This window comes from Ureibacillus terrenus (genome assembly GCF_006569205.1).
Lineage (GTDB): Bacteria > Bacillota > Bacilli > Bacillales_A > Planococcaceae > Ureibacillus > Ureibacillus terrenus.
This window is the reverse complement of the sequence record NZ_VIGD01000008.1, coordinates 78,375-101,403: the sequence shown is the minus strand read 5'-3', so window position 1 is coordinate 101,403 and position 23,029 is coordinate 78,375. Positions and strand designations below refer to the sequence as shown.

The 23,029-nt window shown below is 46.2% G+C and carries 25 protein-coding genes; 3 read left to right on the top strand and 22 right to left on the bottom strand.

Annotated features, from left to right (window positions below; all coding sequences use genetic code 11):
• Positions 1 to 126: 126 nt before the first annotated feature.
• Positions 127 to 795 (bottom strand): M23 family metallopeptidase, encoded by a 669-nt coding sequence (locus FKZ59_RS07840; RefSeq protein ID WP_141602200.1) that lies wholly within the window; start codon positions 793 to 795, stop codon positions 127 to 129.
• A 410-nt stretch (positions 796 to 1,205) separates the two neighbouring features.
• Positions 1,206 to 2,096 carry a stage II sporulation protein D gene (gene spoIID, locus FKZ59_RS07835; protein WP_246045848.1) on the bottom strand — a complete coding sequence of 297 codons (891 nt, stop codon included), beginning with the start codon at positions 2,094 to 2,096 and terminating at the stop codon, positions 1,206 to 1,208.
• Between spoIID and FKZ59_RS14720 the strand changes: the two genes are divergently transcribed.
• Entirely contained in the window at positions 2,071 to 2,370 is a 300-nt protein-coding gene (locus tag FKZ59_RS14720; RefSeq protein ID WP_181733230.1) for a hypothetical protein, read from the top strand. The genes spoIID and FKZ59_RS14720 overlap by 26 nt on opposite strands.
• 1,186 nt (positions 2,371 to 3,556) lie before the next feature.
• On the opposite strand, the gene FKZ59_RS07830 is transcribed toward FKZ59_RS14720, so the two are convergent.
• The 18 genes from FKZ59_RS07830 to rpiB all read right to left on the bottom strand — a co-directional run bounded on the left by FKZ59_RS07830 (position 3,557) and on the right by rpiB (position 19,219).
• The gene (locus FKZ59_RS07830; RefSeq protein WP_141602198.1) at positions 3,557 to 3,985 is read right to left on the bottom strand and encodes a hypothetical protein; all 429 of its coding nucleotides are present in this window, start codon (positions 3,983 to 3,985) and stop codon (positions 3,557 to 3,559) included.
• A 225-nt stretch (positions 3,986 to 4,210) separates the two neighbouring features.
• The gene (gene murA / locus FKZ59_RS07825; RefSeq protein WP_141602197.1) at positions 4,211 to 5,536 is read right to left on the bottom strand and encodes a UDP-N-acetylglucosamine 1-carboxyvinyltransferase; all 1,326 of its coding nucleotides are present in this window, start codon (positions 5,534 to 5,536) and stop codon (positions 4,211 to 4,213) included.
• A 406-nt stretch (positions 5,537 to 5,942) separates the two neighbouring features.
• Entirely contained in the window at positions 5,943 to 6,200 is a 258-nt protein-coding gene (locus FKZ59_RS07820; protein ID WP_408057466.1) for a DUF1146 family protein, read from the bottom strand.
• A gap of 200 nt (positions 6,201 to 6,400) precedes the next feature.
• Positions 6,401 to 6,808 carry a F0F1 ATP synthase subunit epsilon gene (locus tag FKZ59_RS07815; RefSeq protein ID WP_141602196.1) on the bottom strand — a complete coding sequence of 136 codons (408 nt, stop codon included), beginning with the start codon at positions 6,806 to 6,808 and terminating at the stop codon, positions 6,401 to 6,403.
• Positions 6,809 to 6,833: 25 nt separating this feature from the next.
• Entirely contained in the window at positions 6,834 to 8,249 is a 1,416-nt protein-coding gene (gene atpD / locus FKZ59_RS07810; protein ID WP_141602195.1) for a F0F1 ATP synthase subunit beta, read from the bottom strand.
• Between the two features lie 48 nt (positions 8,250 to 8,297).
• Positions 8,298 to 9,164: an ATP synthase F1 subunit gamma gene (atpG, locus tag FKZ59_RS07805; protein ID WP_141602194.1), complete on the bottom strand. Its 867-nt coding sequence runs from the start codon at positions 9,162 to 9,164 to the stop codon at positions 8,298 to 8,300.
• A 75-nt stretch (positions 9,165 to 9,239) separates the two neighbouring features.
• Positions 9,240 to 10,751 carry a F0F1 ATP synthase subunit alpha gene (gene atpA, locus FKZ59_RS07800; RefSeq protein ID WP_141602193.1) on the bottom strand — a complete coding sequence of 504 codons (1,512 nt, stop codon included), beginning with the start codon at positions 10,749 to 10,751 and terminating at the stop codon, positions 9,240 to 9,242.
• A gap of 27 nt (positions 10,752 to 10,778) precedes the next feature.
• Positions 10,779 to 11,315, bottom strand: a complete 537-nt coding sequence (locus FKZ59_RS07795; RefSeq protein WP_141602192.1) for a F0F1 ATP synthase subunit delta — start codon at positions 11,313 to 11,315, stop codon at positions 10,779 to 10,781.
• Positions 11,312 to 11,833 (bottom strand): F0F1 ATP synthase subunit B, encoded by a 522-nt coding sequence (atpF, locus tag FKZ59_RS07790; RefSeq protein ID WP_141602240.1) that lies wholly within the window; start codon positions 11,831 to 11,833, stop codon positions 11,312 to 11,314. The genes FKZ59_RS07795 and atpF overlap by 4 nt, the downstream gene beginning before the upstream one ends.
• Before the next feature lie 220 nt (positions 11,834 to 12,053).
• Positions 12,054 to 12,266: a F0F1 ATP synthase subunit C gene (gene atpE, locus FKZ59_RS07785; protein ID WP_016837239.1), complete on the bottom strand. Its 213-nt coding sequence runs from the start codon at positions 12,264 to 12,266 to the stop codon at positions 12,054 to 12,056.
• 79 nt (positions 12,267 to 12,345) lie between these two features.
• Positions 12,346 to 13,071 (bottom strand): F0F1 ATP synthase subunit A, encoded by a 726-nt coding sequence (gene atpB, locus FKZ59_RS07780; RefSeq protein ID WP_141602191.1) that lies wholly within the window; start codon positions 13,069 to 13,071, stop codon positions 12,346 to 12,348.
• 28 nt (positions 13,072 to 13,099) lie between these two features.
• The gene (locus FKZ59_RS07775) at positions 13,100 to 13,471 is read right to left on the bottom strand and encodes an ATP synthase subunit I (protein ID WP_141602190.1); all 372 of its coding nucleotides are present in this window, start codon (positions 13,469 to 13,471) and stop codon (positions 13,100 to 13,102) included.
• A 419-nt stretch (positions 13,472 to 13,890) separates the two neighbouring features.
• Positions 13,891 to 15,015 carry a non-hydrolyzing UDP-N-acetylglucosamine 2-epimerase gene (wecB, locus tag FKZ59_RS07770; protein ID WP_141602189.1) on the bottom strand — a complete coding sequence of 375 codons (1,125 nt, stop codon included), beginning with the start codon at positions 15,013 to 15,015 and terminating at the stop codon, positions 13,891 to 13,893.
• A 392-nt stretch (positions 15,016 to 15,407) separates the two neighbouring features.
• Positions 15,408 to 16,037: a uracil phosphoribosyltransferase gene (gene upp / locus FKZ59_RS07765; protein ID WP_141602188.1), complete on the bottom strand. Its 630-nt coding sequence runs from the start codon at positions 16,035 to 16,037 to the stop codon at positions 15,408 to 15,410.
• A 532-nt stretch (positions 16,038 to 16,569) separates the two neighbouring features.
• Positions 16,570 to 17,832 carry a serine hydroxymethyltransferase gene (glyA, locus tag FKZ59_RS07760; protein WP_141602187.1) on the bottom strand — a complete coding sequence of 421 codons (1,263 nt, stop codon included), beginning with the start codon at positions 17,830 to 17,832 and terminating at the stop codon, positions 16,570 to 16,572.
• A 134-nt stretch (positions 17,833 to 17,966) separates the two neighbouring features.
• A complete protein-coding gene (locus FKZ59_RS07755) occupies positions 17,967 to 18,167 on the bottom strand; it encodes a hypothetical protein (RefSeq protein ID WP_141602186.1) in 201 nt (66 codons plus the stop codon).
• A 36-nt stretch (positions 18,168 to 18,203) separates the two neighbouring features.
• Positions 18,204 to 18,773 carry a TIGR01440 family protein gene (locus tag FKZ59_RS07750; protein WP_141602185.1) on the bottom strand — a complete coding sequence of 190 codons (570 nt, stop codon included), beginning with the start codon at positions 18,771 to 18,773 and terminating at the stop codon, positions 18,204 to 18,206.
• 8 nt (positions 18,774 to 18,781) lie between these two features.
• Positions 18,782 to 19,219 carry a ribose 5-phosphate isomerase B gene (gene rpiB / locus FKZ59_RS07745; RefSeq protein WP_141602184.1) on the bottom strand — a complete coding sequence of 146 codons (438 nt, stop codon included), beginning with the start codon at positions 19,217 to 19,219 and terminating at the stop codon, positions 18,782 to 18,784.
• Between the two features lie 384 nt (positions 19,220 to 19,603).
• Between rpiB and FKZ59_RS07740 the strand changes: the two genes are divergently transcribed.
• Together FKZ59_RS07740 and FKZ59_RS07735 are read left to right on the top strand one after the other, a co-directional pair.
• Positions 19,604 to 20,146 carry a hypothetical protein gene (locus FKZ59_RS07740; protein WP_141602183.1) on the top strand — a complete coding sequence of 181 codons (543 nt, stop codon included), beginning with the start codon at positions 19,604 to 19,606 and terminating at the stop codon, positions 20,144 to 20,146.
• Positions 20,146 to 21,633, top strand: a complete 1,488-nt coding sequence (locus FKZ59_RS07735) for an IPT/TIG domain-containing protein (RefSeq protein WP_141602182.1) — start codon at positions 20,146 to 20,148, stop codon at positions 21,631 to 21,633. The genes FKZ59_RS07740 and FKZ59_RS07735 overlap by 1 nt, the downstream gene beginning before the upstream one ends.
• A 221-nt stretch (positions 21,634 to 21,854) precedes the next feature.
• On the opposite strand, the gene FKZ59_RS07730 is transcribed toward FKZ59_RS07735, so the two are convergent.
• Entirely contained in the window at positions 21,855 to 22,133 is a 279-nt protein-coding gene (locus FKZ59_RS07730) for a hypothetical protein (protein WP_141602181.1), read from the bottom strand.
• Between the two features lie 446 nt (positions 22,134 to 22,579).
• On the bottom strand, positions 22,580 to 22,903 hold the full coding sequence (locus tag FKZ59_RS07725) for a c-type cytochrome (RefSeq protein WP_141602180.1): 324 nt from the start codon (positions 22,901 to 22,903) through the stop codon (positions 22,580 to 22,582).
• Positions 22,904 to 23,029 lie beyond the last annotated feature (126 nt).

Sequence of the window (23,029 nt, the reverse complement as noted above, 5' to 3'; positions counted from 1 at the left end):
CAATCAGCGATTTAACGTTTATTCACAATATGTAAGTCAAAACTTTTTCAGAACTTTTTTTCCCAGGAAAGTAAAAGCGCAGCCTTGGGAAACGGCTTTTTCCGTTTCAGGCTGCGCTTTTTTGCGTTAGAAGCTTAAATAATTTCTCGGGTTGACATGTTCCCCGTTTTCCAACACTTCGAAATGGAGATGGATGCCGGCAGTCGGATTCCATTCGTTTTCTGTCGCAGTTCCAATCGGTTGTCCTTGCTCGACTTTTTCGCCTTTTTTCACAAGGATGTCTTTGACGGAGCTATAGTGCGTCTCCATTCCGTTCGGGTGCGCGATGATGATTTTGTTTCCAGTGAAGGCGTCAAGCTTCACTTCTTTCACTTCACCGCTCATTGCAGCGAGTACTTCAAACGGTTCGTTGTTGATTGAAATCGAAATGCCGGAAGATGTTGTAAAGGTTTGATCGAATACGAGCAACGCATTTTCCCTCGTCTTCGCATCCGCGTTCATATCGTAGAAATCCTGCAATACTTTCGCGTTTTGCAGCAGGCTTTCATCAAACGGATATTTGAGCGTTTCCTCCCGGGCATTCGTTTCAATCACCGGCGAATCGTCTTCCTCCGCAGTCGGTTCTGCCACCGTCGGATTTTCTTCCTCGTTTGTCACCACGGAATAAATACCTATTAAGCCAATAAGTACTGCTGCAATGCCCCCGTATATTGCCGGCCAAAACCATGGTTTTTGTTGCCATTTTGTTTTAAGTTGAGAAGGTTTATTTTGTTGTTTGTTTTGATCTTCTCTCATTTGTTCATCACCTCTAAGTGAAGGATGAACAAATTTTGGGATTTCTAAACAATTTTTTTGGAAATTTTCACTATTTTTTGCATAATATTTTTCGGTTCTTAATATTTGTGTAGTAGCGTGGAACGGGGGTTCCGGGGGCGGGTGTGCCGCGGATTCCGTTATTTGTTTTGGAGCGTATGGAGGTTTTTTTGTTTTCGGTTCATGCGGCGGAACTGCATGGATGTGTTTTTTGCTGTCCGAAGCATGGAGCGGAGCGGCATGGAAAAACATCTTTGAAGTCTGATGGGTGCAACGGAGCAGGATGGACGCATTTCTTGGATATACAACGCATGCAAAGAGGAAGCGCTTCTTTACTTTCGAAACAAGCGGCGGCGCCTGTTTTCCGCTCTTGTCCTGCGAATCTCCGGCGATTATTTGGTTTCTTTTTGGCACAGCATTTTTTCGATGGTGACGTTTTGGTAGTAATGTTTCAGGATTTCGTGGGCGGTTCTGCCCTGTTTCGCCATCGCATCCGCTCCGTATTGGCTCATGCCGACACCGTGGCCGTAGCCTTCCGTGGTGATTTCAATTTGATCGCCCTTCACCTGAACCGTGAAATCCGTCGAGCGCAAATCGAGCAATTCGCGAAATTCCCGTCCTGTCCATTGTTTGTCTCCGATGATGACTTTGTCTACCCTCCCAGTATTATTTTGTTTTGTCTGGATTTTTTTAATGTCGTCCGGGTTCATGTTGACTTTCAGCAACTTATTCCATTCTGCCAAAGTCAGCGTTTTTTTCATTACATAATTCTCCGCATGAAAGTCCGCGCTGACCACCGATTGGAGATAAGGGATTTCCGTTCCGCTGTAATTTTTCGAACTTTCCGTCCTGCCGTTGCTCATGGAGTGGAACATGGCCGTAATCAGTTCTCCGTTGTATTTCAACACTTCCCCTTTCGTACTTTCTACAGCTTCCCGGATTTTTTGTTCATTCGCTTCGAAGGTGGATTGCCAATTGGCTTTTCTTGTGTCTTCATCATAGAAAACTTGCTGCACGACAGTCGGTTCGATCGGCGTTTGGCCATTGTTTGTCGCTTTGAGCACGTACGTTCTTGCCGCGATGGCCTGCGCCTTGAGGGCTTCCGGATGGAAATCGGCCGGCATTTCCGCCGCCACCACCCCTAGGACATATTCTTCCAGCGGGATAGGATCCTCCTGGCCATTGACCCGGATGAAGATGTTGCAATCCTCCGTAATGATTGGCCCCGAAGCCTCTTTCAGCGTCTTGGCGGAATCTTTGAACAAAAACGGCAAGAAAAACATCCCCGAGATTAATAAGGTGATTGAGACGATAGCTATTAAATTGATGTCCTTTTTTATTCGTTTCATACCTATTACTTATGATTGGAGAGAGGGAAATATATCTTTTTTCTATAAGTTTTTTGGGCAGGGGCTCTGGCGCCCGCATGCGGGGAAACATTTGGAGCTTTTGCAGGGCTTTTTGCGCAGATCGATTTCTTGGCTTGGGAAAATTGGGGTTTTACTTGGGCGGATAATTGGTTGGCTTGGGGGCTTGGGTTTCCTTTCGGGCGGATAATTGTTGTGCTTGGGTACTTGGGGTTTCCTCCCGGCGGATAATTGTTGTGCTTGGGGGCTTGGGGTTTCCTCCCGGGCGGATAATTGTTGTGCTTGGGGGCTTGGGCTTTCCTCTTGGGCGGATAATTGTTGAGCTTGGGGGCTTGGGGTTTCCTTTCGGGCGGATAATTGTTGAGCTCGGGGGCTTGGGCTTTCCTTTCGGGCGAATAATTGTTGAGCTGGGGGCTTGGGGTTTCCTCTCGGGCGGATAATTGTTGAGCTTGGGGGCTTGGGGTTTCCTTTCGGGCGGATAATTGTTGAGCTCGGGTGCTTGGGCTTTCCTCTTGGGCGGATAATTGTTGAGCTGGGGGCTTGGGGTTTCCTCTCGGGCGGATAATTCCTTGGCTTGGCGGATAAATTCTCACCTTGGGTATTTAATATTTCTTCTTGGGCAGATAAAGATCTTACTCAGGCACTTAACATTCCTTCTTGGGCAGATACAGCTCCTGCTCGAGCACTTAACTTTTCTCCTCGGTCAGATAAAGTTCATACTCGGGCACTTAACTTTTCTCCTTGGGCAAATAACTCCTTAACTTGGGCACACATAGATTCTCAGCTTGGCAATTCCTTCTTCTACAGATGCCAACCTCTTGCCATCCAATGTTATATAATCAAACTCACTTTCTGTGAGTCGTTTGAAATCATTACTAATGCATTATGGTAAAATATTGAAATATAGCTACTATACGGAAATTATTAAGGCAAATTTATAAGAGGGGTTAGGTGTTTGAATGAAAAACAAAAAAGTTATTAATGTTTCCAAATCTATTTTATTGGTCAGTTCATTTTTTATGTTTATGTTTATTTATAAATATTTAGTATTTATCCCTGAATTTAAATATATTTTTGAGAAAGACGCTTTGTGGCTTATATTTCCTGTTATCACATTGGGGTTGGAGATACAATCATATATTAATAGAGAACCATGATGAACAAATTTTAAAATCAAAAGATTGAATGGGCTAAAAAACAATAAAACCTGCACAGGAGAATGGCATACGCCATTCATTTTTTCTCCTTGCAAGCTACAAATGGACCCTATTTCATCGTTCTCCTATATCTCGTGCAGGATAAAGAGGGAGCTGCCGTACTCCCGAAAACTTAGCGCTTATTATGAAATGCTAGTTACTTAAGTAATTTCGGTTAGTTTAGATTAATCCGCTTAGGATGTATTCAGATATTTTATCAGGAAGGCCCAAAATCATATCTAATAAGCCGTGTATTGTACCTCTTTTGGCATTCAGGTTCTCTGAACGGGCATTTGACATTCCGGCTTGGGCATTTATTTCCTCCGCCCGGGCATATAGTATTTCCTCTTGGGCACATAACCCCTCCGCCCGGGCATATAGCATTTCCTCTTGGGCACTTAGAACCCCGGCTTGGGCACTTAATTGCTTTTCTTGGGCACATAAGTCCTCTACTCGGGCACTTGCCTTCCCTGCTCGGGCATATAATATTTCCTCTCGGGCACATAACTCCTCTACTCGGGCATTTACCATTCCTGCTCGGGCGCATAAACCCTCTACTCGGGAACCTACCATCCCTGCTTGGGCACATAAACCCTCCACTTTTGCCACTTATCACCCCGGCTTGGGCACATAAACCACCATATTTCTCATCCTCTTCCTGAGGCCTTCCTCACAAACTCCCCTGCATCTCCGCAAAATATTTTCCGGAAAATGAAAAACGACAAAACCTCGCGAACAAGATTTTGCCGTTTTCACCCATATTTTAGGAATAAATCGCTTCTATTCGACATATCGTACATTAGAAAAATAGAATGCCCCCGTAAGATTCAAATCTTAAACATTCAGCGTTGTTCCTGTGGCAACATTTGAATCCTTCGAATCTACTTCCACGATATCGCCGGATACGCGTTCAATATCCGCCCCCAGCGCACGCAGTTTCTTCTCGAAATCCACATAACCGCGGTCCAAATGATACAGTTTCGTTACACGCGTGACGCCATCCGTTGCCAATCCCGCCAGAATCAATGCCGCTGCCGCGCGCAAATCCGTCGCTGCGACTTCCGCGCCTTGCAACTTCACCGGACCTTCAATAAACGTGGATCGGCCTTCGATTTTCAAGGACGCACCCATGCGGCGAAACTCTTCCACATGCATGAACCGGTTTTCGAATACCGTTTCGGTAATGATGCTCGTTCCATGTGCCGTCAACATCAACGCCATCATTTGCGCCTGCATGTCGGTCGGGAATCCCGGATATGGCATCGTTTTCACATCCACCGCTTTCAACGGATCGTTCGCCCGCACCCGGATGCCTGAACCGTTTTCAGTGATTTCTACACCCATTTCGCGCATCTTGGCAATCAACGCCGTCAAATGTTCCGGAATCACGTTTTCGATGTACACATCGCCGCGGGTAATCGCCGCCGCCACCATGAAAGTCCCCGCTTCGATCCGGTCAGGAATCACATGATGTGTCGTACCATGAAGTTCTTTTACGCCTTCGATGCGGATGGTGTCCGTTCCGGCCCCTGTGACACGGCCTCCCATTTTGTTGATGAAATTTGCCAAGTCCACGATTTCCGGCTCTTTTGCCGCGTTTTCAATCACTGTCGTCCCTTCCGCCAGTGCAGCGGCAGTCATAATATTCTCTGTTGCGCCAACGCTCGGAAAATCCAAATAGATATTTGCCCCTCTTAAACGTCCGTTCGCTTTCGCTTCGACATAGCCATGGCCTGTCGAAATTTTCGCGCCCATTGCTTCAAACCCTTTTAAATGCAGCTCGATCGGCCGAGATCCTATGGCGCACCCGCCCGGCATCGCCACACGCGCATAGCCGTTCCTTGCCAAAAGGGAACCCATCACTAAAATTGAGGCGCGCATTTTACTGACATAATCAAAAGGTGCCTCGCTTCGTAAAGTTTTTTCTGCATTTATATGAATCTCGTTATCTTCAACGTTGTATTTTACTTCCGCATTCAAACTTTTCAATACTTCATTTATCGTATGAACATCCGCTAAGTTTGGGACGTCTTTGATTACGCTCGTATTCTTAGAAGCTAGCAATGAAGCAGTCAAAATCGGCAATACAGCATTTTTTGCCCCTTCTATTTTGACTTTTCCTTGTAATCTTCTGCCTCCTGTAACAATCATTTTCTCCACAAATCGTCCCTCCGAATCCATTTATCACAAAATGTCTATCGAAACTAGACAACTAAAAAACAAACCATATCAATAGTAATGCTTCTTTCTTTATTTTACAAGTGACTAATAAACCTATTTTTAAATATTTTTCAACATATATCTACAATTATATATTACGCACAACGGCGATTTATGGTGAATTTTTCCGAAATATTAAAAATTCCTAACTTTTTCATATTTTTATGTCTATTTTGTTGCAAACCTATCTACATGATTGCCCAGGAAATAACAAGGTATATGTGTTGTAACGACAAAAGCATCCAAATTCGGCATTTGCCCTTACAAACCATATATAGTCGAAGGGGAAAATGCGTATTGACTGCTGAAATGCCCCTCTGAGAACAGGGGCCAAAACATTGTCCAATCACCTTGTAAAGATATACGGCAATTGCTGCGACAACCCCGTAAAATCCAAGAAGAATTTTGAAACGGTATAACCTAAAGCGATGCTCAAAAGAATATACATCAACTGGATTTGGAAGGTCTTCCCTTTTTTGAACACCACATCCAATCGAAGTGATTGCAACGCATACCAAGCAATGACAATGAAAATCAAATGGGAAATGATTCCGATTGCCGCCTGTATGCCCATTGATTGATACACATCGGCCGATGTCAGCATCCGCGCTCCTCCTTTCTTTTTCGTTCAAACGGATCCCTGCTTCTCAAAAACTGTCATTTCTTTTGCTATATAAATAGGTATAATAACGCCACATCTATTAACTTATTCAGCATTCCGCGGAAAAATGACTTTTCAAAACAAGTAAAAATATTCCATGTCAAGCAAGAGAAAAAGCGGACAGTCAGACTGCCCGCTTCTTATTAAACGTTTTCCTCGTAGACTTTGATACGGTTGATTGCACGTTTCAAAGCAATTTCAGCGCGTTTGAAGTCAACATCATCGGATTTGCTGCGAAGACGTTCTTCCGCTCTCCGTTTCGCTTCTTTCGCACGAGCAATATCGATGTTTTCTGCAACTTCAGCAGCTGGAGATAAGATTGAGATTTTATCTGGACGAACTTCAATAAAGCCACCGCCAACGGCTACTACTTTTTTGGAACCGTCCGGGAATTTCAAAGTTGCCGCACTGATTTCAAGCGGCGCCACTAACGGAATGTGGCCTGGGAGAATACCGATTTCCCCAGAAATCGTTTTTGCAATTACCATTGCGACTTCAGCATCGTAGACTGGGCCGTCCGGAGTGACAATATTGACTTGAACTGTGCTCATTTAATTTCCTCCTCCGTCCGAAACATTATACCTCTACGCCCATTGCTTTCGCTTTTTCGATTACGTCTTCAATGCTTCCTACTAGACGGAATGCATCTTCTGGCAAGTGGTCATATTTGCCTTCCAAGATTTCTTTGAAGCTGCGCACTGTGTCTTTCACTGGAACGTATGATCCAGGTTGGCCAGTGAACTGTTCTGCAACGTGGAAGTTTTGTGATAAGAAGAATTGGATACGACGAGCACGTTCAACGATCTTCTTATCTTCTTCAGACAATTCATCCATACCAAGGATGGCGATGATGTCCTGCAATTCACGGTAACGTTGCAATGTTTGCTGTACGCCGCGAGCTACTTGATAGTGTTCTTCGCCTACGATTTCAGGCGCCAATGCACGGGATGTAGATGCAAGCGGGTCCACCGCAGGGTAAATACCCATCTCAGAAAGTTTACGTTCAAGGTTTGTTGTAGAATCCAAGTGAGCGAATGTTGTCGCCGGAGCCGGGTCAGTGTAGTCGTCGGCTGGTACGTAAATCGCTTGGATGGATGTGATGGAACCTTTATTTGTAGATGTGATCCGTTCTTGCAAGTTACCCATTTCTGTCGCAAGTGTTGGTTGGTAACCAACGGCAGATGGCATACGGCCAAGTAGGGCTGATACTTCGGAACCTGCTTGCGTGAAGCGGAAGATGTTGTCGATGAACAATAGCACGTCTTGTCCTTGCTCATCACGGAAGTATTCCGCCATTGTCAAACCAGTCAAGGCAACGCGCATACGCGCACCAGGCGGTTCGTTCATTTGTCCGAATACCATGGCAGTTTTCGAAATAACGCCGGAATCGCTCATTTCATGGTACAAGTCGTTACCTTCACGAGTACGTTCACCTACACCAGCGAATACAGAGATACCACCGTGTTCTTGTGCGATGTTGTGGATCAATTCTTGAATCAATACCGTTTTACCTACTCCGGCACCACCGAACAGACCTACTTTACCACCTTTGATGTAAGGTGCCAATAAGTCAACAACTTTGATACCTGTTTCAAGGATTTCAACTTTTGTAGAAAGTTCTTCGAATTTAGGCGCTTCGCGGTGAATTGGATCGCGGCGGGCTTCAGCCGGAATATCTTCTTTTTCATCGATTGGTTCACCAAGCACGTTGAATACGCGGCCCAGTGTTACTTCACCTACTGGAACAGAGATTGGAGCACCTGTATTTGTTACTTCAGCGCCACGTTGAAGGCCGTCTGTTGAAGCCATGGCGATTGTACGGACAGTGTCGTCTCCTAGGTGCAATGCTACTTCCAATGTCAAAGTAACCGTTTCTTCACCAGGACGATTGATGTCAACTTTTAACGCGTCATAAATATTTGGTAATTGTCCGTTTGGGAAACGTACGTCAACAACCGGACCCATTACTTGAATGACATGTCCTTTGTTCATTCCTGTGTACCCTCCTATCGTACATTTATACAAAAGCAAGGAGCCAGCCTATTTGATGGCTTCCGCTCCGCTGACAATTTCTGTGATTTCCTGAGTGATTGATGCTTGACGAGCACGGTTGTATTCGAGTGTAAGTGTGCGAATAAGTTCGTTCGCGTTATCTGTCGCCGTTTTCATGGCAGTCATACGCGCTGCATGTTCACTTGCTTTGGCATCGAGCAATGCACCGTAAATCAAGCTTTCCGCATATTGAGGAAGCAATACTTCCAAAATCGCTTCTGCGCTTGGCTCAAATTCATACGTTGCATGAAGGCCTTCTGTTGCCGGAGCCAAATCCGTGATCGGCAATACTTTTTTCTCCGTCACGACTTGTGAAATCACGCTGACATAGTGGTTGTAGTACATATAGAGTTCGTCATATGTACCATCAGCGAACATACCAACAGCTTTGCGTGCGATTTGTTTGATTTGGGCAAAAGAAGGCTGGTCAGGCAAGCCGACAACGCTGTCCACTACATTCATGCCATGCCGTTTGAAATATTCTGTAGGTACACGACCGATTGATAAAATCACATACTCGTCATTGGATTTATGCCGTTCTTGAATGGCACGTGACATTTCACGAATCACATTGGCGTTATAAGGACCGGCCAACCCGCGGTCAGAACCGATAACGATGTAACCTGTCTTTTTCACAGGGCGGGCCACCAGCATTGGATGAGTGACATCCGGTGCGGCTGCTGCGATGGATGCCACTACGTCCTGCACTTTCTCCATGTAAGGAACATAAGCTTTCGCGTTTTCTTCCGCTCTCGTTTTCTTCGAAGCGGACACCATTTGCATCGCTTTAGTGATGTGCCCTGTTTTTTGAGTCGCTGTGATCCGCTTTTTAATATCGCGCAAGTTTTTTGCCACTGGTATTTCACCACCTTTTCATTTTAGTCATCATTCGTACTGGCGATCAGAAGTTCTTTCAGCGGGGCTGAAAGATTATTCTTCTGATTTCGCAAATTGTTTTTTGAACTCAGTAAGAGCCGCATGGAAATCTTCGTCGGATGGAAGATCCTTAGTCGTACGAATATGCTCTAAAATGTGAGTGTGGTTTACATCTAACCAGCTGTACAATTCGTTTTCGAATCGGCGGATGTCTTTTACTGGAATATCATCCAAGTAACCGCGAGTCAATGCGTAAAGGATTGCGACCTGGTATTCCACTTTGATCGGTTTGTTCAAGTCCTGTTTCAATACTTCAACCGCGCGTTTACCGCGTTCAAGTTTTGCAAGAGTCGCTTTATCCAAATCGGAACCGAATTGGGCGAACGCTTCAAGTTCACGGTATGCTGCCAAGTCAAGACGAAGCGTACCGGCAACTTTTTTCATCGCTTTGATTTGCGCGGCACCACCTACGCGGGATACGGATAGACCGGCGTTGATCGCTGGACGTACACCGGAGTGGAACAAGTCGGATTGCAAGAAAATTTGTCCGTCTGTGATAGAGATTACGTTTGTTGGGATGTACGCGGAAATGTCCCCTGCTTGCGTTTCTACGAATGGAAGCGCCGTGATGGAACCTGCACCCATGTCGTCGCTCAATTTTGCAGCGCGTTCAAGCAAACGGCTGTGCAAGTAGAATACGTCACCCGGATAAGCTTCGCGGCCTGGAGGACGACGTAATAGCAATGAAAGCTCACGGTATGCCGCCGCTTGTTTAGAAAGATCATCGTATACGATCAATACGTGTTTGCCTTGCAACATGAAGTATTCAGCCATTGATACACCGGCATATGGCGCCAAGTATAATAATGGAGCCGGTTGGGAAGCTGACGCCGTGATGACGATGGAGTAATCCAAAGCGCCGTGTTTGCGCAGTGTTTCAACAACCGTACGAACCGTAGATTCTTTCTGACCGATTGCAACGTAGATACAGATCATGTTTTGGTCAGCTTGGTTCAAGATTGTGTCGATCGCGATGGATGTTTTACCAGTTTGGCGGTCACCGATGATTAACTCACGTTGACCACGGCCGATCGGCACCAATGCGTCGATCGCTTTGATACCTGTTTGCAATGGTTCATGAACGGATTTACGTTTCATTACGCCGAAAGCAGGGCTTTCGATTGGACGAGTTTTAGTTGTATTGATAGGGCCTTTTCCATCCACCGGAATACCGAGTGGGTTTACAACGCGGCCGATTAGTTCTTCACCAACAGGAACTTCCATGATGCGACCTGTGCGACGAACTGTATCGCCTTCTTTGATGCCAAGGTAGTTACCTAGAATAACGATCCCGACGTTGCCTTCTTCTAGGTTTTGAGCCATACCCATAACACCATTTTCGAACTCAACAAGTTCTCCTGCCATACAGTTGTCGAGGCCATGAGCGCGTGCGATACCGTCACCGACAGTGATTACAGTACCAACTTCGTTTACTTCTAATTCAGATTGGTAGTTTTCAATCTGCTTTCTAAGCAGAGCGCTGATTTCTTCAGCCTTGATGCTCATGAATGTCACCTCTCACTTTTCTATTTATTAACCAACTAACGTTCGTCTGAGATTTTCCAATTTGCTTGCTACAGTGTTATCGAAAATGATGTTGCCAATTTGAACACGAACGCCACCGATGACTTTTGGATCGATTACATTTGTGATGTTCAATGTTTCTTTGCCAACAAGTTTCGCAAAGGAAGCAGAGATGCCTTTCTTCTCTTCTTCTGTCAATTCGCGAGTGGAGTATACTGTAGCTTCCGCAGTGCCTTGGGCTTCTGCTGTCAACGTTTTGAATGCCTCTGCAATTGCCGCTAAGTCACGAATGCGTTTTTTATCCACCAAAAGTTTGAGCGTATTGAGCAAAATCGGATTTGCTTCTTTGAAAAGATCGGATAGAATTTCTTTTTTGCGTTCTGAAGAAAACTTCGGGTTTGTCAATAGTGCAAGGAAGTCGCGGTTCTCATTGATCACTTTCGCGATTTCCTGTAGATCTTGGTTCACTTCTTCGACAACGTTTTGATCTTTAGCAACGGAGAAGAGTGCCGCGGCATAGCGCTTCGCTACAGAATACTTGCTCATTCCGCTTCTCCTGCCTTAGCAATCGTTTCTTTAATTAATGCACTATTGTCTTCTTCAGAAATTTCTTTTTCAAGCACTTTGGATGCCGCAAGAACAGAAAGTGATACCACTTCTTCGCGCAATGCGGCGATCGCTTTTTCTTTTTCCGTTTCGATTTCGCGCACCGCTGATTCTTTCAGGCGGCTTGCTTCCTGGCGGGCGGCTTCCACGATTTCTTCGCGTTGCGCCTCAGCTTGCTTTTTCGCGCTTTCGATGATTTTGGAAGCTTCAGTGCGCGCTTCTTTTAATAGGGCTTTTTGTTCTTCCAACGCTTTTGCCGCTTCTTTGCGAGCGTTTTCAGCCGCTTCGATTTCGCTTGCAACCAACTCTTCACGTTGTTGCATGATGCCCATCAATGGACCCCAGGCGAATTTTTTTAGCAATAACATCAAAATTGTGAAGATTACTAATGTCGCAATGATATCTCCTAAGTTGATCAATTCTGAACTTGAACCCAATACCAAATATTCAAAATTCACGATTGTTTCACTCCCTTCAAGAGCTTCAGAATCCAATATACCTGCCCTGCTTCAGTCCATTTTCCAGTTGAAGAGAGCCGTTCATTTATCTTAAACATTCATGTCTTCGAAAGTGTTTTCTATCAGTCATTGTTCTAAAAAAATCTATCGGTTAAACATTAAAAATAAAAGGAATGGCGAAGTTTCTGCAGAAAAGTCATCCTTCGCCACATGGAACCAATTATCGGTTCATTACGATGAACGCAACAACTACTGCGATGATTGGTAAGGCTTCTACTAACGCTACCCCGATGAACATTGTAGTTTGAAGTACACCGCGCGCTTCAGGCTGACGAGCGATACCTTCAACTGTACGAGATACGATTAAACCGTTACCAATACCTGCACCTAATGCTGCTAAACCAATTGCAATTGCTGCTGCTAAAAGACCCATTTTATATTTCCTCCTTGAATTTTTTGTTTTTTTGATTTTGGTAATAAATCATAATGTAAGAACACTATGAATTTATAAATTAATGGTCTTTGCTCACTTTGTGAGATAAATAAACCATTGTCAACATTGTGAATACAAAGGCTTGGATAAATCCTACGAAGATTGAGAATCCCAGCCATGCCATTGTTGGGATGATGGCACCGAGGAATCCCAAGAATCCGCCGCCGGCCATTCCGGCAAGCAATCCCAACAGGATTTCACCTGCGTAGATGTTACCATAGAGACGCAAACCGAGAGTTAATGTGTTTGCGAACTCTTCGATGATTTTCAAAGGCAATAGGAAAGATTTTGGTTGGACAAATGTTTTGAAATAATGTCCCACACCGTGTAATTTAATACCATAGAATGTTGCCAGTACAGTTACCATTGATGCCAGCGTCAAAGTCACCACTGGATCTGCCGTCGGCGATTTCCACCATAAATCACCGTGAATCACAATGCCTGAGAATGGGAGACCAAGCATGTTCGCAACGGCGATGAACATAATGAGCGTGATGCCCAATACATGGAAACGCCCACCTGTTTTCCAGTCCATGTTGCTTTTGATGATGCCTTTGACAAAGTCCATGACCCATTCCATGAAGTTTTGCATGCCTGTTGGTTTCAACTGCAAGTTTCTTGTTGAGATGAACGCGATGATAAATACAATAGTCGCTGAAACAAGTAGAGTTAAGACAGTGGCTAAGTTAAATGTGATTGGAAGACTGCCTACATGAAGAGTGACTTCCGGTGCTCCATGATCCATTTCCTGCACTCACCTCACTTTCAATGTCCTATTTTTCGGTTTTAAATAAACTATATAAAGCCTCGATGAAGAGGAAGACATAAGGTATCATTAACCCAATAACTGAGCTAACAACATTGAAGTATTCCGGGAACGCGATCGGTATTGCGACTGCCGCGATTGCAGAAGCAAAGCGCAGCCCTGAACCAAGAGATATCCGCTTTCCTTCCTGATAGGAACGGTCGAACTTGTCCATCCTGCGGACAAGAATCCAGAAGTTGTAAGTGCCAAAAACCGCACCGATCCCTATTCCTGCAAAAATCGTCGGATATGAGGTGAAAAACCATCCCGACACGCATAGGGCAAGCAAAAAAAATAGACCTTTTTTCTGCTTTTCGAAAATACGGTGCAAATCCAGCATTGATTTAATCTCCTGAATCTTTTTGTTCATTCAGCGGAATATTGATAATTTTTTTACAAATTTCGCTCGAAAAGGGCAAAATTTTTTACCGCTAAGTATTTTTACCCTTTCCCATCTCTTGTATTCAGTCTCTTCCAGCATATGAAAAATCTCTTCCCACGTTCCCACTGCCTGTGTAGTAGAAACTTGATACCACAAGGGTTTGCGTATCATTTTGTAAAAGAATCCCTTATACATTCATACACTTTGTAAGCATACAATAGGGATTTTTTCATGTCAATCTGTTTTAGTGAAAAACTTCACACCGATACTATTTTGTCAAAATATTGACAAATTCCCCGAAAGAAAGAAGTTTTAGATATAGTTTATCTTTGGTATAATTATTTATTTTAGATTTTTATTCTATTTTAATAGTAGAATTATTGCTTCTTTTCATGGAAGTATGTCAATAAAGCATCCACGATTCTTCTGGAAGCGAAGCCGTCGCCGTATGGATTGGATGCTTTGGCCATTTTGTTGTACTCTTCTTCATCTTCCAGCAATTCTTTGGCCAGGCGGTAAATGTTTTCTTCATTTGTTCCCGCAAGTTTCAACGTGCCTGCCGCAATGCCTTCAGGGCGCTCCGTCGTATCCCTTAGGACCAGCACCGGTTTCCCGAGGGACGGCGCCTCTTCCTGCACGCCTCCCGAATCGGTGAGAATCATATAGGATCGGGCGGCAAAGTTATGGAAATCGAACACTTCCAACGGTTCGATCAGATGGATTCTCGGATCATCGCCCAAAATTTCGTTGGCCACTTCCCTTACCGCCGGATTCAAGTGGACCGGATACACCACCTGCACGTCTTCATGTTCCTGAAGAAGCCGTTTGATGGCGCGGAACATATGGCGCATCGGATCCCCCAAATTTTCCCGGCGATGGGCGGTCAAGAGGATCATGCGGTCGCTTCCGATTTTTTCGAGGATCGGATGCGTGTAGTGTTCTTTGACTGTCGTTTTTAACGCGTCAATGGCCGTGTTGCCTGTGACGAAAATCGTGCCGGGATCTTTGTTTTCCTTCAGCAGGTTTTGTCTTGATTGTTCCGTCGGCGCAAAATGCAGATCCGCCATCACGCCCGTCAATTGCCGGTTCATTTCTTCCGGATATGGCGAATATTTGTTGTGCGTTCTGAGCCCCGCTTCTACATGTCCGATGGCAATCTGGTTGTAGAAGGCGGCCAGGCTTCCGACGAAGGTCGTGGTCGTATCGCCATGGACCAGCACGATGTCCGGTTTGGCTTCTTTCATGACTTTATCCAGGCCTTGGAGCGCATTGACCGTGACATCGACAAGGGTTTGCCGGTCTTTCATGATGTTCAGGTCATAGTCGGGCGTAATGTCGAAGGTTTCCAGCACCTGGTCGAGCATTTGCCGGTGCTGAGCCGTCACCGTCACGATGGATTCGATTTGGTCCTGATGTTTTTCCAGCTCCAGCACAACCGGCGCCATTTTGATGGCTTCAGGTCTTGTTCCGAAGATGGTCATGACTTTGATTTTGTTTTGCATTGGATGGTACTCCCTTCTTGGTAGGTGAGAAGATTATTGGGTGGGTGGATCGGCAGCTATTTGCCAGTCGCCGAAAGGTTTTCCATATTGCAATTTGCGAGAACAGTGGAAAACGCCCTTCGATTGAAGGACGCCTTGCTTCTTTGGTTTATTTCGTGCTATCCAAGCGTTTTCGTTGTCTTGGGTCTGATTCGCGCATGTGTTGAAATGCATCGCCAAACAGCAAAATGTCCGGCTGCTTCCGCATGCTATTCATTCGTTGCGAATGGAAATGGCTTCGCATTCCATGTTTTGGATTGGCCCAGCCCTGACTCTTTTTTGACGAACCGCTTGTCCCCGGAGCGGCCCGCGACATGCTGGACCGCTTCAATTTGCCTTGACGGATCAAAAGATCATTTTGTTCCGAAGAGGCGGTCTCCTGCATCGCCCAATCCTGGAACGATGTAGCCGTGTTCATTTAATTTTTCGTCGAGCGCCGCAATGAAAACGTCCACATCCGGATGGGCTTTTTGCAATGCTTCCACGCCTTCCGGAGCGGCAATCAGGCACATGAATTTGATGTTTTTCGCACCGCGTTTTTTCAATGCATTGATCGCTTCGATTGCGGAACCGCCTGTCGCAAGCATCGGATCCACTACGATGAATTCGCGCTCTTCCACATCTTGCGGAAGTTTCACGTAGTATTCCACCGGTTTTAATGTTTCCGGATCGCGGTATAAGCCGATATGGCCCACTTTTGCAGTAGGAATCAATTTCAATACGCCGTCCACCATGCCGATTCCCGCGCGCAAAATCGGCACGAGGGCGATGTTTTTGCCCGCGAGCACTTTCGTTTTCGCTTTTGTGATCGGTGTTTCGATTTCGATTTCTTTCAATGGCAAATCGCGGGTAATTTCGAACGCCATCAAAGTGGCTACTTCGTCAACCAATTCACGAAATTCTTTTGTGCTTGTGTTTTTATCGCGAATATACGTTAACTTGTGTTGGATTAATGGATGGTCAAAAACATATACTCTGCTCATGCATTTCGCTCCTAACTTCTTTATTGTAAAGTCGATACGGACCCGAAGTGGCCACAATGGTCCCACTTTATCCAAACTAGTATAACAAAAAACCCTTCATTCGAAAACCAATATTCGAAGCCTTAACACACTTTTCATTTTTCTAGTGTGTATATATTTAATAGAAGAAATTCGGTATTTTTTGCAAAACTTTTCATGAATTATGTACGGGTTTGATGGAATTGTAGGGAGTTATTGGAAATTTATTTTTCCGGATATTGGATGCGATGCGGAAGCCGCCGTTCCTGTTTTCAATATCCGCCAGTTTGGGCTGGATATCCGCCGAATTCACATTTATCCGCCAACCTGATTTTTTCCTCTTTCCTGCAGCCCGATATCCGCCAAAATCACCATCTTATCCGCCAATCGGGAATTCTTCCGGCCCCAGGAACATGAACTCCGCAACTTCCTCCCCTCCCAATCCTGCCCAAAATAAAAAAGAGAACTTGAGCCGATGCCCAGCCCAAATTCTCTTTCAAAACGAGCGAAACGATTATTTTCCTACCACTAAATCCTCATAGATTGGGTATTTGTCTGTCAATGCTTTTACGCGGGCGCGCGCTTCTTCTTTCACCGCTTCGTCTTCCGGATTTTTCAAGACTTTCGCGATGATCAGGCCGACTTCTTTCGCATCTTCTTCTTTGAAGCCGCGTGTAGTGATGGCAGGCGTTCCGATGCGGATGCCGGATGTGACAAATGGCTTCTCTTCATCAAATGGGATGGAGTTTTTGTTCACCGTGATTTTCACTTCATCCAATAATTTTTCTGCCACTTTGCCCGTGAGGCCGACGGATTTCACATTCACAAGCAATAAGTGGTTGTCCGTTCCGCCGGATACGATTTCCAAGCCTTCCGCAAGCAATGTTTCCGCAAGCACTTGCGCATTTTTCTTGATTTGTTTTGCGTATTCCTTGAATTCCGGCTGCAATGCTTCGCCGAACGCTACCGCTTTTGCGGCGATGACGTGCATCAACGGACCGCCCTGGATGCCAGGGAATACCGCTTTATCGATTTTTTTGGCCAATTCTTCATCGTTCGTCAACACTAATCCGCCGCGAGGGCCGCGCAATGTTTTGTGCGTTGTCGTTGTCACAAAATGCGCATATGGCACCGGAGATGGATGTTCGCCGGCAGCTACAAGACCAGCGATGTGGGCCATGTCCACCATGAAGTAGGCGCCCACTTCATCGGCGATTTCACGGAATTTTTTGAAATCAATGACACGGGGATATGCGGATGCCCCTGCCACGATCAATTTTGGCTTATGTTCCAACGCTTTTTGGCGCACATCTTCATAGTCGATGACATTTGTATCTTTTGTTACGCCATATTCAACGAAATTGTATTGGATTCCGGAGAAGTTGACATGGGAACCGTGCGTCAAGTGGCCGCCGTGCGCCAAGTTCATGCCCAATACCGTGTCGCCGGGCTGCAATACGGAGAAATAAACCGCCATGTTCGCCTGTGCGCCGGAGTGTGGCTGCACGTTCGCAAATTTGGCGCCGAACAGTTCTTTCGCGCGTTCGCGTGCGATATCTTCCACTACATCGACGAATTCACAGCCACCGTAGTAGCGTTTTCCAGGATACCCTTCCGCATATTTGTTTGTAAGCACGGAGCCTTGCGCTTCCATCACCGCTTCGGACACGATGTTTTCCGATGCGATCAATTCGATGTTTTCTTGTTGACGTTTCTTTTCATTCAGAATTGCTTCAAGAACCGCTTTGTCTTGAGCTGCCAGTTTTTCGTAAGCCATTAATGATCCTCCTATTAATTTTTATTTTCATTGAAAGATTTATTGGATAAATCCAGCAAGTTCTGCCATCATGAAATGAAAGTTTTTCCTATATAAATTCCTAATTACTATAAAACATTTTCCCGTGATTTTCACTAGGGTTTTCCATATTCAATCAATTTGCAAAAAATGAACCGCGGAAAGCCGCAGCAAAGCCATGAATCGGCGGAAAGGCCCGGCAAGCCCGGCGGCACTGCATATCGGTCAAAGCAGTTGGACCTTGCAGGGACTTTCCGGCAGGACAGCGATGCATCTTGACGGCAGGCGATTCCCGCAAGCCGCCGCGATACAACCAAACATCCATGGCCACCCTTGAAAAGCCGCGACATCCCTTAATGGCATGTCGTGGATTCTTCCGGCAGTTCGTACACTGCGCGGCTGCCGCCGATCAATTTCGGACGGGTTTTGGCAACGGTCACCACCGCTTCGCCGATTTGGCGGACGGATGTGCGGACAGGAACGGCCACCTCTTTCAAATGCATGCCGATCAGTGTTTGCCCGATATCAATTCCCGCATGGGCGCGGACATGTTCCACCACAACGGGATTGTCCATTTTCCGGTAAGCGTAGGCGGACATGGAGCCTCCCGCTTTTGGGACAGGCACCACCGATACCGGCTCGAGCCCGTATTTTTCGGCCGCTTCCGATTCCAAAGTCAAGGCGCGGTTGATGTGCTCGCATCCCTGGAACACAAGATAGATTCCATGCTGCTTGGCGAAAGCGTCGAATTCTTCATAGAGCACTTCCGCAATTTCCGTCGAACCCGCCGTTCCGATTTTCGATCCTTTTATTTCCGAAGTGGAACATCCCACGACAAATAATTGCCCCGGCTTCAGTTCCGCCTGCTCCTCAAATTCCCTTAACAGCTGCGATAGTTGGTTCCGTATCATTTCCAGAGTCATCGCGCGGCTCACCCTTCAATTTCCGCGATTTTGTTGATGCGGCGTTCATGACGTCCGCCTTCAAAATCCGTATTCAGCCATGTTTTCACAATTTCTCTTGCAAGCCCTGGACCGATGACCCTTTCCCCCATTGCCAGCACATTGGAGTCGTTATGGCATCTTGTCATTTTGGCGCTATATACATCGTGGACCAATGCGCAGCGGACACCTTTCACTTTATTGGCCGCAATGCTCATTCCGATGCCTGTTCCGCAAATCAGAATGCCGCGGTCAAACTTTCCGCTGGCCACCCCTTCCGCCACTGGAAGGGCATAGTCAGGGTAATCCACGGAATCATCTGATGTTGGTCCAAAGTCCTCATATTCAATATTCAATTCATCTAACAGATCCATGATTTCCTTCCGCAACCGGTTGCCACCATGGTCCGATGAAATGGCTACTTTCACTTGGTACCCTCCTCAAGCTCTTTCTAACAACAGTGTACCACTAATTATAAAAGATTAATACGGATTTTCCTATCTTTTTGATTCTACTTTTTATTGAAATACGAATATTTTTGCTCAGTTCAATAAAAAATGTTCATTTTTCTTGTTATCCTCTAATATTTTTTCTGTTTTCCTTCCGGATTATTCGGGATTTTTCAATAAGGCCGATTCCGCGGACAAGGCCCATTCTTTTTTATCGAGAATCTATTATTTACCGGATAATAATGAAAAAAATACTACTCTAACAGAAAATGTTTATAAACTATAATAATAGTAAATATATTACTTCCAATTTTTTTAAAATTGGTAGGATAAAAGATTTGATAACAAAGGGGGATATTGTTCATGTTGAAACGAAAGGGGCAACTATTTGCAAGCGCGCTGTTGGCCGCGGCAATTCTTGCAGGCTGCAGCGGCGACAATGCGGCGGACAAATCGGAGGAAACCAAAACGGAGGAACCGGTAATTGTCGTATTGGGGGATACGGTGAATTCCCACCTCCAGAAAGATGCGGTCTGTGTCGTTGACAGCCGGTTCGAACGCGGCCACACGATCGTGTTCCGTGCGAACGTCATAGACCAAAAGACTGAAAAAACTGTGGAAGATGCGAAAGTGAAATTGGTATTGGGCACTGGGGAAGAAATGGACATGAAACTTGGACCTCATGGAGAAGAAGGCACATTGCTTTATACTGTAAGCTGGACAGTGCCGGACGACTTCCCTACCGGAACATTGGATTACCAAATCGTTGCGGAAGTGGACGGCAAAGAGTATGCTTATGAGCCGTTTAATGTGGGGGTATCCAAATTGACCATCCTTGAAGCAGGAGCAGAAGCGAAACTGGCCGCCCAGGCTCAAGCCGCTCCTCAAAGTGAGGAAGCTCAATGATGAAAAAACGGCGACTTCGGGCATTCTTCATTTCTCTCTCCATCATCTTTGTTTTGGCCGGCTGCACCCAGTCCGGCGAAGAATCAAAAAATAAAGACGAACAGGCTTCTGCCAGCGCCGAGGAAAAAAACGTGAATTTGATCGGCAAAGTGACGCTCAGCAAAAGCAGCGGCCGCATCGGCGACGAAGTGGCCATCACGGCGGAATCGTTGAAACCGGAAAAGCCGTTGAAAGTGGTTTGGGTCGATATGGAAGGCTCTTATCAAATTGAGGACAACTATTCCTTCATCGGAGCCGCCTATGAACCGGCGGAAAAAGTGGTGGCCGAAGGAAAAGCCGATGCGGACGGAAAATGGGCAGGCACTTTCTCCATTCCGGACGGATTCGGCGATGACCATGATATTCTCGTTTATCAGGATGATGAAGTGGTCGCGAAAGCCAACTTCTTTGTGGAAACGGTGTTCACCATCAGCCCGACATCCGGACCTCCTGGAACGGAAGTCACAATCAAGGGTGAAGGGTTAAGCTGGAAAATGTACGGCAGCTTGTGGCATGTGAACTGGGATAATAAATATACCGGCATGATTACCGCCGTGACGACAAACGGAAAAGCGGTAGCCGTATTCCGCGCGGCCGGGAAAAAAGGCCTCCACAGCATCACGGTGGAAAGCGGCGCAAGCGGATTCCCGTATTTGAGCCGGGACAGTTCGGCCATCAACTATATTCATACACACTATTTCACCTTTGAAATTACGTCCGATGAGCCGGTGACAACGGCATCGTATGTGGAAAAGGCGCCGGAAGCCGCGGATGGCGGCATCCAAATGCCGGAACCGAAGAATAAGGATGGCGTGAAAGTCGCATTGGACCGTCCGGAAGGCACAGTGGGCGAAAAGGTTGTGTTGACGGCTTCCGGATTGCCGAAAAATGAGAAAGTCTCATTCGATTGGCATACGATGGTCGGTACGCGGGTGACGAAGGAAGGATACGGCCCGGAAATCTTTGATTTGGGAGAAGCTGAAACAGATGACAAAGGGAATTTGACATATGAATTTGCGATTCCGGATGATTTGGGCGGCCTTCCTCATTTAATCGACGTCAAAGTGGGCGATGAGGTGTACGGACAGGCCTACTTGAGAATCCTGCCTTCCATCGTTTCGGTTTCGCCATCTTCCGGACCGGTCGGCACGGAATTTGAAGTGACGATCAAAGGTTCCGGCTGGACGGAATTTGACAACGCCTTGGCCGTTTTATACAACAACAGCTACATCGGTTACGTTTGCGGATTCAATTCGCAGGGTACGGTGAAGTTGAAATTAGTGGCAACCGGCGAACCGGGCTATCAATTCATCGATATTTATCCTTCGATTTATAAAGGCCAGCAAGTCCAGCCGACTTATTATTTGAGACCGATGCTGACGTACCGGAACGACCACCCTGGCACCGGCATCCCGGCCATCCGCGCGATGTTTGAAATTACCGAGTGAGGACTTTGAACCAATTTGTGGCCGGGCCATCCATATGTTCTTTGGAACAAAGAAAGTATGGCCGTGGCTGACGGGCCGGGCTGATTCCGGCCCCGCGCCATGTTTGAAATTGCGGAGTGAGGATGGACAGCAAGTAAATGATATTTGGGGTTCAGCATATATAACGGAGTTGCCGGAACAGGCAATTCGTTTTATTAGAGCGGATGATGGAAATCCGCTCTTTATTTTTTTAATAGAAGATGATGGACTTGGGCAGTCAGTGGCCTTGCTTGGGCGAATGATTCTCCGGCTCGGGCATTTGCTCCCTGCCCTTGGACAAATAATTTCCCGGCTCGGGCACTTGCTGCTTCATCATGGGCAGATACATTTTCCTCTTGGGCTCTTGCATCTTCCTCTTGGGCAGATAATTCCCAACCTTGGGCTCTTACTGATTTCTCTTGGGCGGATAATTCCCAATCTTGGGCTCTTACAATTTCTTCTTGGGCAGATAGATTTTCCACTCGGGCAGATACGCTTCCCTCTTGGGCTCTTGCATCTTCCTCTTGGGCGGATCACTCCCAATCTTGGGCTCTTACTCATTCCTCTTGGGCAGATACGCTCCCCTCTTGGGCTCTTGCATCTTCCTCTTGGGCGGATCACTCCCAATCTTGGGCTCTTACTCATTCCTCTTGGGCAGATACGCTCCCCTCTTGGGCTCTTGCACATCCCCTTTGAGCAGATGACCCTTCAACTCGGGCTCTTGCAACTCCCCCTTGGGCAGATCACTCCCAACCTTGGGCTCTTACCATTTCATCTTGGGCGGATATTTCCCTTGCTCAGGCAAATAAGTCCCCTCTTGGATATTTGAACCCCTTTGCCGCTCCCCCTTCCCCCAGTCTCCAACCCAATAAAAAAACTGCCCCGGAAAGAACACTTTCCAGAGGCAGTCCGGTTATGTATAAACACTTCATTCTTTCAACGTCAACAAATATTCAGCGACCGCTTCTTCCTTGCCGTTAGCCGTTCCGGGCGGCATGGTTTTCCCGCCTTTTCTCAACACTTCCATAATTTGCTCCTTCGACAAAGTAAGATTATGTAAATTTGGCCCAAGATCGCCTGTCAAATCCACCCCATGGCAACTGGCGCAGCTGGATTTTACGATTTTTTCCCCTTCTGCCGCCAACTCTTCATTCACTTCCGCTTTCTTTCCTTCCTCATCATTGCCGCATGCACCAAGTCCAATAAGCCCCAAGCCGACGAAAGTTGCCAACACCACTTTGGATGGTTTCATTTTTATATCCCCCTGCCATTTCATCCCTATACAATCCTGTTTCCAAATCATTCATTATAGATTGTACCAGCTTCAACAAAGAAAAGGCAACCTCCTGCGCCCTTCCAGACCAAGCCCAGTCCAACC

Bases quoted from the DNA above. Each gene is read 5' to 3' on its own strand.
- FKZ59_RS07840 (WP_141602200.1), bottom strand. From the start codon at position 795: ATGAGAGAAGATCAAAACAAACAACAAAATAAACCTTCTCAACTTAAA.
- FKZ59_RS07775 (WP_141602190.1), bottom strand. From the start codon at position 13,471: ATGCTGGATTTGCACCGTATTTTCGAAAAGCAGAAAAAAGGTCTATTT.
- FKZ59_RS07820 (WP_408057466.1), bottom strand. From the start codon at position 6,200: ATGCTGACATCGGCCGATGTGTATCAATCAATGGGCATACAGGCGGCA.
- FKZ59_RS07735 (WP_141602182.1), top strand. From the start codon at position 20,146: ATGAAAAAACGGCGACTTCGGGCATTCTTCATTTCTCTCTCCATCATC.
- atpA (WP_141602193.1), bottom strand. From the start codon at position 10,751: ATGAGCATCAAGGCTGAAGAAATCAGCGCTCTGCTTAGAAAGCAGATT.
- atpB (WP_141602191.1), bottom strand. From the start codon at position 13,071: ATGGATCATGGAGCACCGGAAGTCACTCTTCATGTAGGCAGTCTTCCA.
- glyA (WP_141602187.1), bottom strand. From the start codon at position 17,832: ATGGCTTACGAAAAACTGGCAGCTCAAGACAAAGCGGTTCTTGAAGCA.
- FKZ59_RS07750 (WP_141602185.1), bottom strand. From the start codon at position 18,773: ATGACTCTGGAAATGATACGGAACCAACTATCGCAGCTGTTAAGGGAA.
- upp (WP_141602188.1), bottom strand. From the start codon at position 16,037: ATGAGCAGAGTATATGTTTTTGACCATCCATTAATCCAACACAAGTTA.
- FKZ59_RS07815 (WP_141602196.1), bottom strand. From the start codon at position 6,808: ATGAGCACAGTTCAAGTCAATATTGTCACTCCGGACGGCCCAGTCTAC.
- spoIID (WP_246045848.1), bottom strand. From the start codon at position 2,096: ATGTTTTTCTTGCCGTTTTTGTTCAAAGATTCCGCCAAGACGCTGAAA.
- FKZ59_RS07795 (WP_141602192.1), bottom strand. From the start codon at position 11,315: ATGAGCAAGTATTCTGTAGCGAAGCGCTATGCCGCGGCACTCTTCTCC.
- atpD (WP_141602195.1), bottom strand. From the start codon at position 8,249: ATGAACAAAGGACATGTCATTCAAGTAATGGGTCCGGTTGTTGACGTA.
- FKZ59_RS07725 (WP_141602180.1), bottom strand. From the start codon at position 22,903: ATGAAACCATCCAAAGTGGTGTTGGCAACTTTCGTCGGCTTGGGGCTT.
- wecB (WP_141602189.1), bottom strand. From the start codon at position 15,015: ATGCAAAACAAAATCAAAGTCATGACCATCTTCGGAACAAGACCTGAA.
- FKZ59_RS07740 (WP_141602183.1), top strand. From the start codon at position 19,604: ATGTTGAAACGAAAGGGGCAACTATTTGCAAGCGCGCTGTTGGCCGCG.
- atpE (WP_016837239.1), bottom strand. From the start codon at position 12,266: ATGGGTCTTTTAGCAGCAGCAATTGCAATTGGTTTAGCAGCATTAGGT.